The 15,160-nt window shown below is 54.7% G+C and carries 11 protein-coding genes; 7 read left to right on the top strand and 4 right to left on the bottom strand.

Annotated features, from left to right (window positions below; genetic code table 11):
* Positions 1-192, top strand: a 192-nt coding sequence (locus tag ABYP39_RS11735; RefSeq protein ID WP_372782687.1) for a hypothetical protein, incomplete at its 5' end; no start/stop codon positions are given.
* A 204-nt stretch (positions 193-396) separates the two neighbouring features.
* On the opposite strand, the gene ABYP39_RS11730 is transcribed toward ABYP39_RS11735, so the two are convergent.
* Positions 397-1,176: an SDR family NAD(P)-dependent oxidoreductase gene (locus ABYP39_RS11730; RefSeq protein ID WP_372758679.1), complete on the bottom strand. Its 780-nt coding sequence runs from the start codon at positions 1,174-1,176 to the stop codon at positions 397-399.
* Positions 1,177-1,210: 34 nt separating this feature from the next.
* On the bottom strand, positions 1,211-2,386 hold the full coding sequence (locus ABYP39_RS11725; protein ID WP_372748849.1) for an acyl-CoA dehydrogenase: 1,176 nt from the start codon (positions 2,384-2,386) through the stop codon (positions 1,211-1,213).
* 233 nt (positions 2,387-2,619) lie between these two features.
* Between ABYP39_RS11725 and ABYP39_RS11720 the strand changes: the two genes are divergently transcribed.
* Complete coding sequence (locus ABYP39_RS11720; RefSeq protein WP_372782685.1) at positions 2,620-4,986, top strand: PEP/pyruvate-binding domain-containing protein; 2,367 nt, start codon at positions 2,620-2,622, stop codon at positions 4,984-4,986.
* Positions 4,987-5,040: 54 nt separating this feature from the next.
* Here the strand turns inward: ABYP39_RS11720 and ABYP39_RS11715 are convergent, their stop codons facing one another.
* Together ABYP39_RS11715 and ABYP39_RS11710 are read right to left on the bottom strand one after the other, a co-directional pair.
* Entirely contained in the window at positions 5,041-6,345 is a 1,305-nt protein-coding gene (locus ABYP39_RS11715) for an MFS transporter (protein WP_372749603.1), read from the bottom strand.
* Positions 6,342-6,998, bottom strand: coding sequence for a hypothetical protein (locus ABYP39_RS11710; RefSeq protein ID WP_372782683.1), 657 nt, complete (start codon positions 6,996-6,998; stop codon positions 6,342-6,344). The genes ABYP39_RS11715 and ABYP39_RS11710 overlap by 4 nt, the downstream gene beginning before the upstream one ends.
* Positions 6,999-7,202: 204 nt before the next feature.
* Between ABYP39_RS11710 and ABYP39_RS11705 the strand changes: the two genes are divergently transcribed.
* The 5 genes from ABYP39_RS11705 to ABYP39_RS11685 form a co-directional block, all read left to right on the top strand.
* The gene (locus tag ABYP39_RS11705) at positions 7,203-9,851 is read left to right on the top strand and encodes a TonB-dependent receptor (RefSeq protein WP_372782681.1); all 2,649 of its coding nucleotides are present in this window, start codon (positions 7,203-7,205) and stop codon (positions 9,849-9,851) included.
* A gap of 48 nt (positions 9,852-9,899) precedes the next feature.
* Positions 9,900-11,597, top strand: coding sequence for a carbon-nitrogen hydrolase family protein (locus ABYP39_RS11700; RefSeq protein ID WP_372782679.1), 1,698 nt, complete (start codon positions 9,900-9,902; stop codon positions 11,595-11,597).
* 9 nt (positions 11,598-11,606) lie between these two features.
* A complete protein-coding gene (locus ABYP39_RS11695) occupies positions 11,607-12,350 on the top strand; it encodes a hypothetical protein (RefSeq protein WP_372782677.1) in 744 nt (247 codons plus the stop codon).
* A 140-nt stretch (positions 12,351-12,490) separates the two neighbouring features.
* Positions 12,491-13,759 carry an acyl-CoA dehydrogenase family protein gene (locus ABYP39_RS11690; protein WP_372759377.1) on the top strand — a complete coding sequence of 423 codons (1,269 nt, stop codon included), beginning with the start codon at positions 12,491-12,493 and terminating at the stop codon, positions 13,757-13,759.
* Between the two features lie 4 nt (positions 13,760-13,763).
* Positions 13,764-15,160: aldehyde dehydrogenase (locus ABYP39_RS11685; protein WP_372782675.1), on the top strand; the 1,397-nt coding region annotated here is incomplete at its 3' end.

Genomic DNA, 15,160 nt, shown 5'->3' with positions numbered 1-15,160 from the left:
TACGATTATTTTGAAAGCTGCCGGCAAAGTGATGATACGCGTCATGATTTCAACGTTGGCTTCGTTGCAGATTTGGCTGTAAATGCCGCTGTGGGCATCATTCTGAGTTGGGTTAGCGATCAGAGCTACCCAGCAGAACAGCGCATGACGGAACTAAAACAGCATATCGCCAGCCTGATTTTGGTGGCGTAAAAAACTTGCCAGATGAAGTGACATAAAGAGTAATCCTTCGGGCTTTTGGGCTGCCAAATGCTCTCTCGCTGCATTTGGGGTTTTGCATGTGTTAACAGGGCCACTCAATGTGTTTGGCAAGAACGAGCCTGCATCCAGTACTTTATTCGGGCGGTTCGTGAAGCCAGCCCTACCGGAAGTAGGGCAAGCCGGCACCGGATGGCGTTATACCAGTCCCATTAACTCAACGATGCCGTGGCGGTGCCCAGCTGTATAGCCGCCGTCGACGGCCAGGCTCTGACCTGTCACGAACGAGGCATCATCCGATGCGAGAAACAGGGCTGCTCCCGCAATTTCCTCAGGTTTGCCCAGCCGACCTACTTTGGTTTCCCGAATCACATCGGCTTTGAATTCCGGCATGGAGTCCATAATGCCGTTGAGCATCGGTGTATCGATAAAGCCAGGGCAGATGGCATTGCAGCGAATGCCCATGCGGCCATAATCAATAGACACGTTTTTGGTCAGTAGAATCACACCGCCTTTTGAGGCGTTGTAGGCGCTGCCGCCCTCGGTGCCATTGATACCTTCCACGCTGGATACGGTTATGATGCTGCCACTGCGCTGGGCCATCATGGTATCCAGAACTGATTTGATCGACAGGAAGGTGCCTTTCAAGTTGATATCTATCACCCGATCCCAGGCCGCAGTATCGATCATGCTTACCGGACCACCGTCGCCCACACCTGCGGCCGTGACCAAGATGTCGATCCGACCATGTTTGTCTACGGCCTGTTTGGCAACTGCGATCTGGGCATCGCCGTCGGTGACATCCAGCGTGTCGAACCAGCTGTCGGGAGAGGCGTCGCTCACTCGCTGCCAGTTTTTTGGTTCGTTCAGGTCTGTGCCGATGACGACGGCGCCTTCTTGTGCAAAGCGTTCTGCGCAGGCCAGCCCAATACCTGAAGCCGCGCCGGTTATGATGGCCACTTTCCCTTTCAGACGCATAGTTTTTCCTTTTTATGAGTTCAATGGTGGATCGTTATAGTGCGGTGCTATCCTCAATCAGGCCCAGCATCAACTTGCCTGCTTCGGTATAGATTTTTTCACTGATAAAAGCGTGCTGGGTGCCGGTATACATGTCGCGGAAGGCGCGCTCAAGACGGCTGCCTTCGCGAATGGCAGTAGTTCCTGCGGCAAGGTGTGCCCATTGCACAATTTCGCGGCTGGCGTCGGTAGCGAAGTTAGCGGCAATACGCATATCAGCTCGCATCTGTGGAGAGAGTTCTTCGCCGGCAGCAATGCGTTCTTCCATTTCTGTGTAGATATTCAGTACGCCGGCGCGGGCAGCACGCCATTGTCCCTCGTGAAGTGATAGATCTTTCTGGAAGGTGAGTTTGTGAGCAACGGAGCTGTCGTCGCCCATACGCACTTTGCTGATGGCAAGTTCTCGCACATCGTCGATGGCGCTGCGCGCAATACCCAATGCCCAGGCTGCGTGGCCACACCCAGTCAGGGGCATCAAACCGAACTTGTACAGGCTGCCACCGCGCTGGGGGCTGCGGGTAAACAATGGGTAGGTGTGACTTTCGGGCACAAAGACCTCGGTGAGTTCATAGTTGTAGCTGCCGCTCCCCTTCAGACCTTGTACAAACCAGCCGTCGGTAAACTTTACCTGTTCGCGCGGTACCACGGCGACAAGCATTTGCGGCATTGTTTCGTCGGCCATGATCATTTCGCCGTTTTCCATTGGCAAAAAACCGGCGCATACATACTCGGAATGCCCGGTCCCGCTACCGAACTGCCAGGCGCCCGTGACCTTGTAGCCGCCCTCAACTTTTTCTCCGGTGCCATTCGGAAAAAACTGGCCGCCCATGGTTACGCGATTGTCGTTGGCAGAAAATATCTGCTTAAAACCTTCATCGGGCAAGTAGGCCGCGGCAAAGCATGCGGAGGGTAAGTTTGCGATGCCGATCCAGCCGAACGAGCCATCCTGCCGTGCCATTTCGATCCAGGTTTCAATCAGTTCCGAAAAGTTCGGCTCGTGACCGCCTGCTGCCGCAGGATTCATAAATTGCATCAGGCCCGAGTCCCAAAGGGCATTAACCAACGGTTCCGTCAAAGTGCGTTTCTGTTCGGAGGGTCCGGCTTCTGCCAGCACGATGTCTTCAATGGCGCGTGCCATGCTCAATCCGTCGGTGGCGGTTGCTGTATTCATTCGAAAACTCCTGTTGGGTCGCTAAACGCGGTGACATTGACGTTATTGTTGGTGTTCGCCCTCACTCCGGTCAGGGTGGGGTGGTCGACTGACTTTACATCGTTACAATACGCTCGTATAGTGAAAATTCTGTAGGAATCCTTCTCTTGAGATTCGGGCAGGCTAGAGCTGTTGATTTAAAGCAGGGTGTTTTTTAACGCTCCCATACCCATAAAAATGATTGCGAATTTGACATGACCAACATCTTAACGCTCCAACAGATCACTGATCAGGCCGTTGGCGGCAAGGCCTCGGGTCTGGCTGAACTGACTCGGCATGGGCTCAATGTGCCGCCGGCATTCGTCATCGTGTCGGCTAGTGCCGAGCGCTTCCCTGAGGATTTGGAAGCGCACTATGAGTCCATTGGTGGCGGCAAGGTGGCGGTTCGCTCGTCGGCAATTGGTGAAGACGGTGAGGACAGCTCTTTTGCCGGACAATACGAAACCATTTTGAATGTTGAGGGCGTTGATGCGCTGAAAGCAGCAATTGCACAATGCGTTAATTCTCTGGGTAGTGCGCAGGCTACCGCCTATAAGGCCGAACACGCTAACCTCGGCGAGGTGGAGATGTGTGTGGTTGTGCAACGCATGGTGGATGCCCGTTCAGCGGGTGTGCTGTTTACCGCAGATCCTGTTAGCGGGCGTCATGATCGATTGATTATCGATGCGGTCAGGGGGCTTGGTGAGGCATTGGTCAGTGGTGAGGTTACTCCGGATCACTATGAGCTGGACCGCGATAACTGCGTGGTGCGCCGCGAACTCACCGGCGAACAACCCATTCTCTCTGACGCTCAGGTTCAGGCGCTGGCATCGGGTGCCCGTGACGCCGCCGGTAGTCTGGCGCCGCTGCTCGATATGGAGTGGGCTATTGATGCCAGTGGGGAATTGTTCTGGTTGCAGGCGCGCCCGATTACAACCCTTGGCTCAGACCTGAATGAACTCGATACGCCGATTCCAGACGATCACGTGATCACCCGCTGCAACGTAGGGGAGATGATGCCCGGGGCGGTGTGTCCTCTGACTTTTTCTGTGCAGGGTCGAGCAATTGAACATGGCATGCAACATATGCATGTATGCTACGCCAACCGCCCTGCGATTAATCAGGAGTGGACGCAGATTAATCTGTTCTTCGGCCACATGTTTATCAACATGACCGGAGGTTTGCAGTCCTCGCGCTATGTGTCGATCAATACCGTCGAGAGTATGGGGCAGAGCCTGTGTGGGCGACCTGTGCCGGAATTGAAACCATTGAAAGACGTCGCGCCGTTCTGGCGTCGCTGGTATGGCACCTGGCAATTTGCGCGGTACGTCATGAAGTCGCAGAAAGTGCTCACCGAATTCGAAAGCCGTTTCAAGCACGCATATATCCCCTACGCCAACGACAGCCGTTCCATGATGGACGCCATTCACGCCTACTTTCCGTGGATTTGCGAGACCAATGAAGTGCACCTGCGCTCGTCGGCTTTTTCCGGGGTGATGGAAGGGGTTATTCAAAGTTTTGTGACGGGCGGCAGTCAGCCACCGGATGCGGATCAGCAGGCCGAAGCGGCACGCCTGCTGGCCGGTGCCAGTGACGTGGAAAGCGCCGTTATGGTCGATCGTCTCGACGATGTGGTGGATCTGATTGCCGAACACCCGGATGCGGTGAATGCGTTTCAGAAAGTTGATGCCAGTCGGGCGTTGCAGTGGCTGCAGAGTGATGCCGCCGGTGCGGCCCGAATGCGCTTTGAAGAATTTCTGGCCGCACACGGGCATCGCTCCATCCGCGAATTGTGTCTGCGTGAAGCGGGCTGGGCTGATGAGCCGGAAAAACTGATTGTCACCATGCAGGCATCGCTTGCTGCGCGACTTCAGGGGACGGCCACTCAGCGCCATGTGGCAAAGGTCGATACCAGTGGCCTCTCGCGAGGTCTCAAGTTCATGTTGCCGATTGCGCACAACGCGATACGGCGCCGTGAACACACCAAATCGCTGTTGGTGATGGTGACGCATCGCTTGAAACGGGGTTATCGCCACCTGGCAAAACTGCTGGTGGAAGAGGGGCACTTGCCAGACCCGGATCTAGTGTTCTTTTTTACGCACGACGAATTGCGTGGTTTTGTCGCCAACCCGAACAGCGAGTGGGTTACCCGTGCGGAGAAGCGGCGCCTTGCGCTGTCCTTCCATGAGAAAATGGAATTTGATGACATCTATGTCGGCAAGCCAGAGCCACTGGTCTGGGAGCCGCCGAAAGATGCAGCCGAGGGTGAGCTGATCGGGCGCCCTGTCAGCCGTGGCGTGGTTGAAGGCACGGCTCGCGTTGCGCTGACCATTCAGGAAGCGGCCGAATTGCAGCCGGGAGAAATACTGATAGCCCCGATTACAGATATTGGTTGGACGCCTTACTTCAGTCTGATAGCCGGATTAGCCACTGATGTAGGATCTGCGGTTTCGCATGGCGCGGTAATTGCCCGGGAGTATGGTTTGCCCGCCATCGTTAATTTGCGACAGGCGACGCGACTGTTTAAGACTGGCGATCGTGTGAGGCTGGATGCAGACAAAGGTGTGTTGAGTCGTCTGTAAGTTGTCAAAGCGCGCTACCCCGATATTGGTGTAGCGCGACAAGTATTTCCCCGCTCAGCAGTTGTCTTGTGGCGCTACCACTTTATTGCGCACCAACAGGGCCCAGATCATTACGCCAAAGGCAATCAGGCCGAAAAACACAAAGGGCCCGGATTCGCGCCAGCTGTCGAACAGCTGTCCGCCAACCTTGGCGGCCACCAGAATGCCAATGGCACCGCACAGATTAAAGAAGCCATTCACCGCGCCGCGAATCGCCACCGGCGCCTGCTGCGACAGCAGTACCCCGCTGGTAATAATACAAGCCACTTCACCCATACCAATCAGAATCGCGCAGACGATCATACCGGCGCTGAACGGGTCAGTGACAAAGTAGGTTCCGCCGTAACCCAGAAAGGAAATAAACAGTGCCAGTGCTACTGCGCTGACGCGGTTCATTTTGTCCGACAGGATGCCAAAAAAAGGCGCGCTGAGCAGCGTCATGGTTTGGGCTATGCCGACAATCATACCCGCACGAGCCAGCGCGTCGGCGCGGGACAAGCCCATTTCGCTGGTACCGTAGTTGGCAATCCAAAGTGTAAAAAAAGTGCCAACAATGGCGAGGTTGCCGCGTGAGACAAAGGCCGCGCCATAGGAAAGCGCGATGCCGGGGTCTTTCGCTGCCATTAAACCCTTGCGGGTGATTTCCCAAAAACTTTCATTTTCCGTGCTGACTTTCTGCGGCGTTTGCTTCAGCCCCAGCCACATCCAGAGGGCAAAAACACCTGCTAAGACAGTTACAATGGCGTAGGTGGCGAGGCCGGCAGTCTGGCTGTCCATGCCTTGTGCCTGAAAGATGGACGGTAGGCGCAGCAGCAGGAATACGGTAATCAGGGCGCCAATGCCGTTGGCCATGCCAAGGAAGCCTGTAGCTTTACCGCGGCTGGAGTCTTCGGTGTAGTCCGCCATGATGGCAAATATCATGCAGCTGAAGGCTGCTACACCAACGCCAAACAGTACCCGGTATACCAGTAGTTCGGTATAGGTTTTGGCAAAAGGGTAGAGCGCGACAGCCACGGCCATAATGGCAAAGCTTATCGCCATCACCGGCCGGCGGCCGATCTTGTCAGACAGAGAACCCCAGACACCGACCGCCAGAATGATGGCGATTTCACCCCAGAACGCGATATTGCCGCTGACCACGCCCTGCTGTTCCTGCGGGATGTTCAGAAACTCAGATAGCAAATAAGGCTGCATTTGCGGCATAAAAGTGGACAGCAGAATGCCTGCCATACAGGCTACATAGAAAGTGCTCATATGAGAGCGCTGAACGCCGGGCAATAGCTGAACGCCCAGCAATCGGTTGCCTACAGAGGTAGTCATCGGGTTGGGTTCTCCCTTAAACGTTTATTCAGACGCAGGCTGCCAATAAAGAACAGGCCTTGCGCTACAGCGTTAATACTTTCTTCTATCCACTGCAGGGCAGCGGTTTGCTCGGGTATACGTGCCAGCCCGCTCAGAGAGAGTGTGCCGACAAAACTTAATATATAAAGAACACTGATAATACGATCTTTCGTTTCCCAACCTACCCGGGCCAACATAAAAATGACGATGGTATTGGCAAGTGTTACGACAGTAAGCAGCCAGAAGAACCATATGCGCTGTTCCGGATTGGTTAGGAAAATAGTCAAAGCTACCAGCGGAGGGATAGAGGTTATGGCTATGGGTATACGTAATCTAACGGATTGACTGTGCCGAATAAGTAGCGCAAAGCTAAGCAGGGTGAATCCGGGGGCCATCAGAATGAATAGGCTGTTATTCATCCAAACGATATGTTCCCCAGTGCTTGCGACAATCAATTTCCAGCTCGCTTTCAGCAGGCCGCCGCTGATGATCAGGCCTGCCCCGATGACGGCGAGCTTTCTAACTGTCGGAAATTTAAAGATTTCCGACTGACAAAGCCAGTACATGCCCAACGCGGTAAAAGCTATGGGAACGTAGTCAAAAAGGGCCAGCGCTATGGTGTAGTCCTTCATGGTTCCTGGTTCTTCTGATGCTGTTCTGAGAAGACAGTATGCCGCCTTGTTGACTTAAAAGCTATAATGATATTAGATTATAACAAATGGTGGTGGTTCGGCCTGGAACGCAGGTTGCCAGCTACTAAGTGTGCCAGGGGGAGGGCACTGGAGTTGGCTTAGTGCCAATGGTTGTTTTAGAAGCATTTTGTGCGGGAAAACACTATGAATTTTAGAAAGAAATCGGTCTGGTTACTTTCCAGTATCGTTAGTCTCCAGCTCTCGGGCACAGCAGTACAGGCGCAGCAGGCTCAGGCACCTAAGGTTGCAAGGGTGGACAAATCTTTGGAGGAGATAGTTGTAACCGCGCGTAAACGTGAGGAATCCATTCAGGATATTCCGGTATCTGTTACACCCTTTACGGCAGACTCCCTTGAACGACGAGGCTTTACTGGGCTGGATGACATTGCGGCAGCGACCCCTGGCTTCACTTATGAGGGTTTTATCACGGGTGGTAACCACGGTAATGCGGTTATCCGGGGCCTGGCGCAGCAGTTTACAACCTCGAGAATACAGAACGTTTCATTCTTTATTGACGGTGTTTATCTGCAACGTCAGAGCATGCTTAATCTCGGCATGATTGATATGGAGCGCGTTGAGGTAATCAAAGGTCCTCAAAATGCACTATTTGGGCGCAACGCATTTGCCGGTGCGGTGAATTACATTACGGCAAAGCCAAAAGCTGAGCCCGAAGCCTATATCGCGGTCACTGTGGGGGATAACGAACGCCAGGATGTGAAAGCGAGCTTTAATGGTCCGATAGCATTGGACGGCCGGCTGCTTGCTAAGGCTACCTTTGGTTTCTCTCAATACGATGGTCACACCAAGAATGATCATCCGATGGCAGATGCGGATCCGACAGGGCCCTCCACGACGGGCAATCTCGGTGGTTGGGATGATGAGATATACAGCCTTATGCTCGCTTACGAGCCGACTGATTCGCTCATGCTTCGCACCAGCTATTACAAAAATAACGCAGAGAAAGAAACGGGCGCGGGCTACAGTATTTCCGGTGTGAATGCGGCGCGATTTGGTTTGCGTCTAGATAATCAGCTCGATTTGAACTGTAACTGGAGAACCGTCAACGATATCGGTAATCCCTCTCCAACCGCTGCACACTCTGGATATTCTGCCTGGTGTGGGGAGCTGCCAACGACTGCAGCCGGCGCCGAAGGCCCACGGACGCAAGACGGCATTCTTATCGACCCTAGAGGTATTGGTCAGGTTGCGACAACTGAAGTAATAACCTTTACGGCTGACTACGAACTCAATGAAGGCTGGACCGCCCACTACCTTTTTGGATACGCCGATCACGAGACATATTCAACTGGCGGTCCCGGCGGTGAGGACCCCTTGGTTGGTCGCGGTATTGCCGCTGATTTTGCCTTAAATGCGGCAAATAATCAGGACCCTAACGGTTACAAGTACGCAAATACTTTCAGTGGTCGTCCGAACTCTGTGTTGGAGTCTTTCTCCCACGAACTGCGCTTTGATTTCGACAGTGGCGACCGCTACCGAATGAGTCTAGGTGCGTACTACTCGAAAACCGAAGATCGCGAGCATTCAACGGTATTCATTAGCGACGTGTGTTCTCCTTTCACGGAAGAGCAGCGTCAAAATTGTTCAGAGCCGATGTCTACGCCGTCTTCAGCGGTGCCAGATCCAGGTCGCTTGACGACCGGTATTGTTTACGATCAGGTTACTCGGCAGCACGCCAACACTCGACTGGAAGATACAAGCTTTGAAGATGAAATCATTGCACTTTTCTTTTCAACATCATACCTGGTGCGCGATAACATCGATATGACCTTCGAAGGTCGTCTGACTCACGAAGACAAATACGTGTTCCGTCATGCGGACCCCTTTGGTCTGGCGTTTGGTGAGTCGGTTACCTATCGTCTGCCGGAAGATCCCGTTGTGCCGGGTCTGGCGGATACCGTGACCAGCTCGATTATTGTGCCGGAAGACGATGAGCAGTTTTTGTACTTCACGCCCCGTGGCATTGTTAACTGGAGTCTTAACGACGATCAGATGGTGTATTTCTCGGTGGCCAAGGGTTTGAAAACTGGCGGCTTCAACAACGCAGAGAGCAAGAGTCAGCTGGTGTACGATGAAGCAACCAACTGGACTTACGAAATTGGCAGCAAGAACAAATTGCTAGACGCCGCATTGACCTTGAATGGCGCCCTGTTCTACATCGACTGGACCGGCCTGCAAGGTTCGGTACCACCGCAAGAGGCTTCGCTGTCTTCTTCAGACGTGGTGACCAATATCGGTAACGCAACCAGCCTTGGTATCGAACTGGAAGCGGCTTATCGGTTTAACCGCAACGTCTCAGTTGATGTTGGTTTGACATACAACGACGCCACCTACGACGACGGGGTGAAATATTCGCCGGGTCGTCAGGACGCTTCAACCGGTGTTGGTTGTGACGGCGTGACCTGTCCCACTGATGGCGAAGTGGGGGGTAATCAGCTTGCCCGCGGTTCTAAAGAGCAGGCTTCAATAGGCATTAATGTGCAGCAGGATTTAGATTCTGGCTGGCTGTTGACCGGACGTCTTGATGCCAACTATCAGTCCAAGCAGTTCCTGACGCCGCTTAACCTGGGGTGGGTTCCTGCGCGCACCGTGATGAACATGTCGCTGAATGCGCTCGGGCCAAACGATCATTGGGATATCAGTTTTTGGGGTAAGAACATTACTGACGAAAACTATCCGGCAAGTGCCTTTGTGATCGGCGTATTCAACCAGTACATGGTGGGTATGGGCTCTCGTCGCAGCTTCGGCGCCACCATCAAATACACCTACTTTTAATGAGATGGAGTGGTTATTGCCACTCCACCGATGGATAGGATGCGGGACGTGACACAACGCATAAAAGCCGCTGCTGCCCAGTTTCATGTGGGCAGCGATATCGAAACCAATCTGGCAAGCTGTTTACGAGTGTTGGATAAAGCTGCTGAGCAGAATCCTGATATCGTTGTCCTGCCTGAATTCTGTAACCATCTCTCCTGGTATGACGATGCAGATCACTGCTTTGGTGTATCGCTGCAGCTCGAAGGTGATTTTCTCAAAGCCATTGCTGACAAGGCTCGCCAGATCAATGCCTTTGTGGTGGTTGGCGTTACCTTGCAGCGTGACAATGGCAAAGTGACTGGCAGCAACCTGTTGTACTCTCGCGAAGGTGAACTTCTCGGTCTCAGCGACAAACAGGTGCTAATTGGTCATGAGAATGATTTTCTGGAACGAGCCACTGAACCTGGTGCGGTAATCGATACCGAGTTGGGACGTCTGGGGCTCTACATGTGCATGGACGGTGTCATCAATGAGACACCGCGGTGCCTGGCGCTGCGTGGCGCTGACATCATGCTCAACAGCCTCAATTCGTTTGCGCCGGACGAAGGCTCTCTCCATATTCCAGTCCGCGCCGCAGAGAACAAGGTGTTTGTGGTTGCTGCTAATAAAGTGGGGCCTTTGGTTCCTGAGGCCATGATGGAAGGCATTAGCGCAGCCACCAATATCCCGGTCGAGTTCTTAAATGGTGCTGGGGAAAGTCAGATTGTTGCGCCCGACGGTACGGTTCTCGCAATGGCGAAAACCCGCGAAGAAGAAGTGGTTTTTGCGGAAATTGAACCCGCCGCCGCCCGCAATAAATTGCGCCCGGATGGCACCGATATTTTCGCGAGCCGCCGCCCTGAGCTCTATAAATCCTTGGGTGAAAACCCGGAGAATCAGCCAGAGCCCGAATTTACCGGGGCGAAGGATTTGAACGCTGCGCTGATCCAGCTATCGAGTGTGGGATCTCAGGTATTGGATGAGGCGGCCCAGAAGGTGCAGGCCGCGGTGTCCGATGGCGCGGCACTTGTTAGCTTGCCGCCTTTGTTCTGCATTGACGATGCGGCCTCGGATGCCGCGCTCGAGCAATCGCAACAGGCTATTCATAGCCTGAGTGCGGTGGCTGGCGACGCTATTGTTACCACCTCTCTGGTGCTGCCGGCAGAGGCGGGTAGGCAGCATTGTGCTGTCGCGATCTCCAGTCAGGGATTGTTGGCACGTCAGGGCCAGGTTCATTACAGCGAACGATTCTCCTGGTCGGTTTTGAGTGACAGCTTTGATACCTACGCCACGCCGTTTGGCCGTCTGGGCCTGCTGTGCACTGACGATTCTCTGTATCCGGAAAGCTTCCGTTTGATTGCTATGCAGGGCGCAGATGTTGTGGCCGTGCCACTGGCGCCACTGGAGAGCTGGGAGCTGACCACCGGTTTGATTGAGCGCGCTGGCGAGAACCGCGTGAACTTGTTGGCTGCCATGCAGCCCGGTGAACTTGGTGCGAGTTTTAGCGCTGCCCTACACGAAGATTTTACAATTTTTGGTGAGTGGAAAACCCGCCAGTTTGATGGCGTGCTGACCTATCCCATGATGACCTATGCAGCGGCTGACGCGGGTGTTACGCAGGTAACACTGCACCCGAAGAATGCCGAGAACAAAGTGGTTTCCCTCCGCACCCATGTTATCAACAGTCGGCCCTGGCATTTGCTACAGCCACTGTTGTCACAGTAAGGACGATCGATGACTTCATTGCCCAAAGCCCTGCACGACCACGTACTGAACCGTATCGTTGATACCTTCGGTATGACTGAGGTATTGAACGAAGAAGGCGGACCGTTTCTGCCGCTAGTAAGCCATCTGCCAATGCATGAGGGCAGCGTTGGCGGAATGCGAAAGTTTACTGGTGGCCCGCTGTTTCAGGTGTTGACCTCAAGCATCGTGGTGCCGGCGATGCAGCTCGATTCGCATATGGTATTTGCGTTTACCCCCTCCGACAGTCCGGTACCGCACTATACGGTTGACTCGGTTCAGGCCGGCGAGCACCACGCTTTTCACCTGGATCTTATCCCGCGGCTCGATATCGGGTCGCGCTTGAATTATCTCAATGAGGTCTATCAGCCCCTGACAGAGGTATGCGAACAAGCCCGTAAAATTGAAGGTCTGGAGCCGGCGCACCTGTCGCCGCGCCAGTACGCCATCATGTCGCCCTGGATGTTGGCCAACCGCGCCACGCCTGAAGCGTTTGAGAAAATTCAGGTCGCAGTCGACGCCTATCTGGATCACTGGTTTGAGTTGGTGATGAAAGGTGTATCTGCGCAGGCGTTGGAAGATGTCACGCCGCAAGAGCTTGCGGCGCGCGACAAGCGCAATAAGTACGCAATTTTTAATGCCGAAGTTGATCCAGTTTGGCAGCGCATTGGCCCGTTGGTGGGGCAAGAGGCGGCAGACAAGCAAATTGCTGCTCTGCGTGAGGTGAGTGCTTAAACACCACTTTCACCCGGTTCTCTCCCTGAGGGAGGGAGATGATTACGCCACAGTAGAACATTGCGTCCCCTCTCCCTCAGAGAGATGGTCGGGGTGAGGGAAGGTTTCCTACGCCCGGAATAAGATTCAGAGGAACACCCATGAGCAAAATGATTTCAGAACTTCTCGTTGAAGACATGACGGCAGAGGAGCGCGAACGCGCTGAACGCGTGGAGAGCATCCTGCCAACTTTGCGCGAGCGTGCCACGGCCACCGACAAGGAAGGTCGGTTCAACCCCGACAACGTCAGATTGCTGGCCGATGCAGGCTTGCTTGGATTGGTAGTACCCAAACAGTACGGCGGCCTGGGTGGCGGTTTGCGCGACTGGGCCGCAGCCTGTTTTGCGATTGGAACGGTATGCCCGTCCACAGGTTTGGCGTACTTCTTTCACAACACCTCCGCTTCTCGCGGCACGCTGGCGCTGTCAGCGCTAGAAGAAGGGCTCTTTAACGCAGAAGAGGCGCCCAAGGTAAAAGCCTTTGCCGAAAAAGTGCTTTACACCATGGGCCGAGACGCCAAGTGGTTGGCTAACTATGCCAGCGAATCGGTAAAGTCGGAGCACTCAGCAATCACCATCACCACGCAGGCTGAGAAAGTCGATGGGGGCTGGCTGCTGAACGGTGAAAAATCCTTTGGCTGTGCCACAGGTGTTGCGGATCAGTATCTGGTCACTGCTGCGCTAAAAGGTATTAGCGATGCAAGCGCGCTGAGCACTTTTATTGTCAATCGCGATGCCAAGGGCACGCGCGGACGGATTGAGTGGGATGCCATGGGTATGCGTGGTACCGCCACTGAAGGGCTGGTGCTGGAAGATGTTTTTGTGGCGGATGACGATGCGTTGGGTATCCCGGGCGCCTTTGCTCGCAGCTGCCAGATGAGCCGTTCAAGTTTTGTGGGCAATCAGGTAGCAGCGTCAGTAATCTACATGGGCGGCGCTGTTGCGGCCTACCAGTCTGCCGTCAAATTGATGAAGGACAAGAAATTCGTCGACACCGGTAAGCCGGTCGGCACTGGCCCTTACCAGCAGCAGATCATTGGCGAGATGTACGCTAACTTGCAGACGGCTTTGTTGTGGGCGCGTCGCCAGATTCAGATTGAAAGCAGCGAACCGCCGATGGTGTCCAAAGACGAGGTGGTTAAATTCTGGCGAACCTGTAAGGGCCAGATTGCTGAGCACAGTTTCCAGGTTGCCATTGCAGCGCTGAAGTGTGCCGGGACTTCCGGCACCATGTTCAGCACGCCCTATTCGCGTGCCTTGCGTGATCTGGCAATGGGGCTGGTGCAAGCCTTCCCGGCTGAGAAGGGCCGCTTGGATACCGCCAGCCTGGTGATCGAAGGCGAGGAACAGAACGCCTTCGGTAAAGGCTGATCCGATGACCCTGACAAACTATATCAATGACACCTGGCAGGCACCGGCGCAGAGGCTGGATAGCCAGGTCTTTCACGCCAGTGAAGGCACGCCGCTGTTTCATCAGATGGCCAGCGATCCGCAGCAGATAGAAGCTGCCCTGGCAGCATCACACGCGGCGCATTTGCGTGGCGACTGGGCGGCACTGGCTAATAGCGAACGGGCGACAAAACTGGACGCGATTGCAGACGCTATTGCAACGCGCATCGAAGCAATTGCAGAAGCCGATGCCGCGTGCACGGGCGTGTTGTTAAAAACAACGTCGCAAGTGGCTCAGATTTGTGTGTTGGCTTTCAAGGCCGCGTCGGCACTGTTGCGCAACCCGCCAGTGCGAAAGCCTTTTGATGGCCCACATGGCGAGGTAATTGTAGAGCGCCTGCCGTTGGGCCCCGCCGCAATTATTGCGCCCTGGAATGCGCCCTCCGGCATTACCTGTCACAAGCTCGCTTCGGCACTCGCCGCTGGCTGCCCGGTGATTGTGAAACCCTCTGAATGGGCACCTCTATCGGGCCAGCTGATCGCCGAGGCTGTCGCCGAAGCTGGTTTGCCGGCGGGTGTCTTTCAATTAGTACACGGCAATGGGATTACCGGTGCGGCATTGGTGGAAGATTCTCGAATCGCCGCGGTGTCATTTACCGGTGGGCTGCAGGGCGGCAGAGCCGTTGCCAGTGCATGTGCAAAAGATATCAAACCGGCTCAGCTTGAGCTCGGTGGAAACAACCCGATCGTGGTGCTTGAAGATGCCAACGTCGAGGCCGCAGCAGATGGTGTGGTGGCAGGGCTGACCACCTTGAACGGGCAGTGGTGTCGGGCGCTGGGTCGTCTGCTGGTTCACGAATCGATCGCCGATACGCTACTTGAGGCTATAGCAAGTCGGCTGTCGCAGATACGACTTGGGCATGTGCTGGACGTCGATAGCGATATGGGGCCGGTTGTCCACAAAGGCCACTATGAACTTATCAAGCAGGCGGTGGCTCACTACGAGAGCATCGGCGGAACCGCGCGTAGTTGGAGTGCGCTGCCGGATCTGGCTGGCTATTTTATCGCGCCTACCCTGATTACCGGGCTTGATGCAGCGCAGGCCAGCGAGGAGATCTTTGGTCCGGTTGCGACGGTGCATACCTTTTCCGATGATGCTCAGGCAGTTGCACAGGCTAACGGTACGCCCTTTGGCTTGGCAGCCTATGTGTTTGGTGCGGAGCCTCATGCGTGGACGGTCGCCAGCGGCATCCGTGCAGGTAATATCAAGATTAACGCGGTGAGCATGCTGAATCTGAACCCGATGGCCCCGCGTCCGGCCTGGGGGCTAAGTGGTCTCGGCGACGAAGGTGTTGTAGAAACCTTCGAGTTTTTCCGCGGTAC

It is taken from the genome of Litorivivens sp. (genome assembly GCF_041625495.1).
Taxonomy (GTDB): Bacteria; Pseudomonadota; Gammaproteobacteria; order Pseudomonadales; family Spongiibacteraceae; genus Litorivivens.
This window is presented reverse-complemented; position numbering and strand designations above follow the sequence as displayed.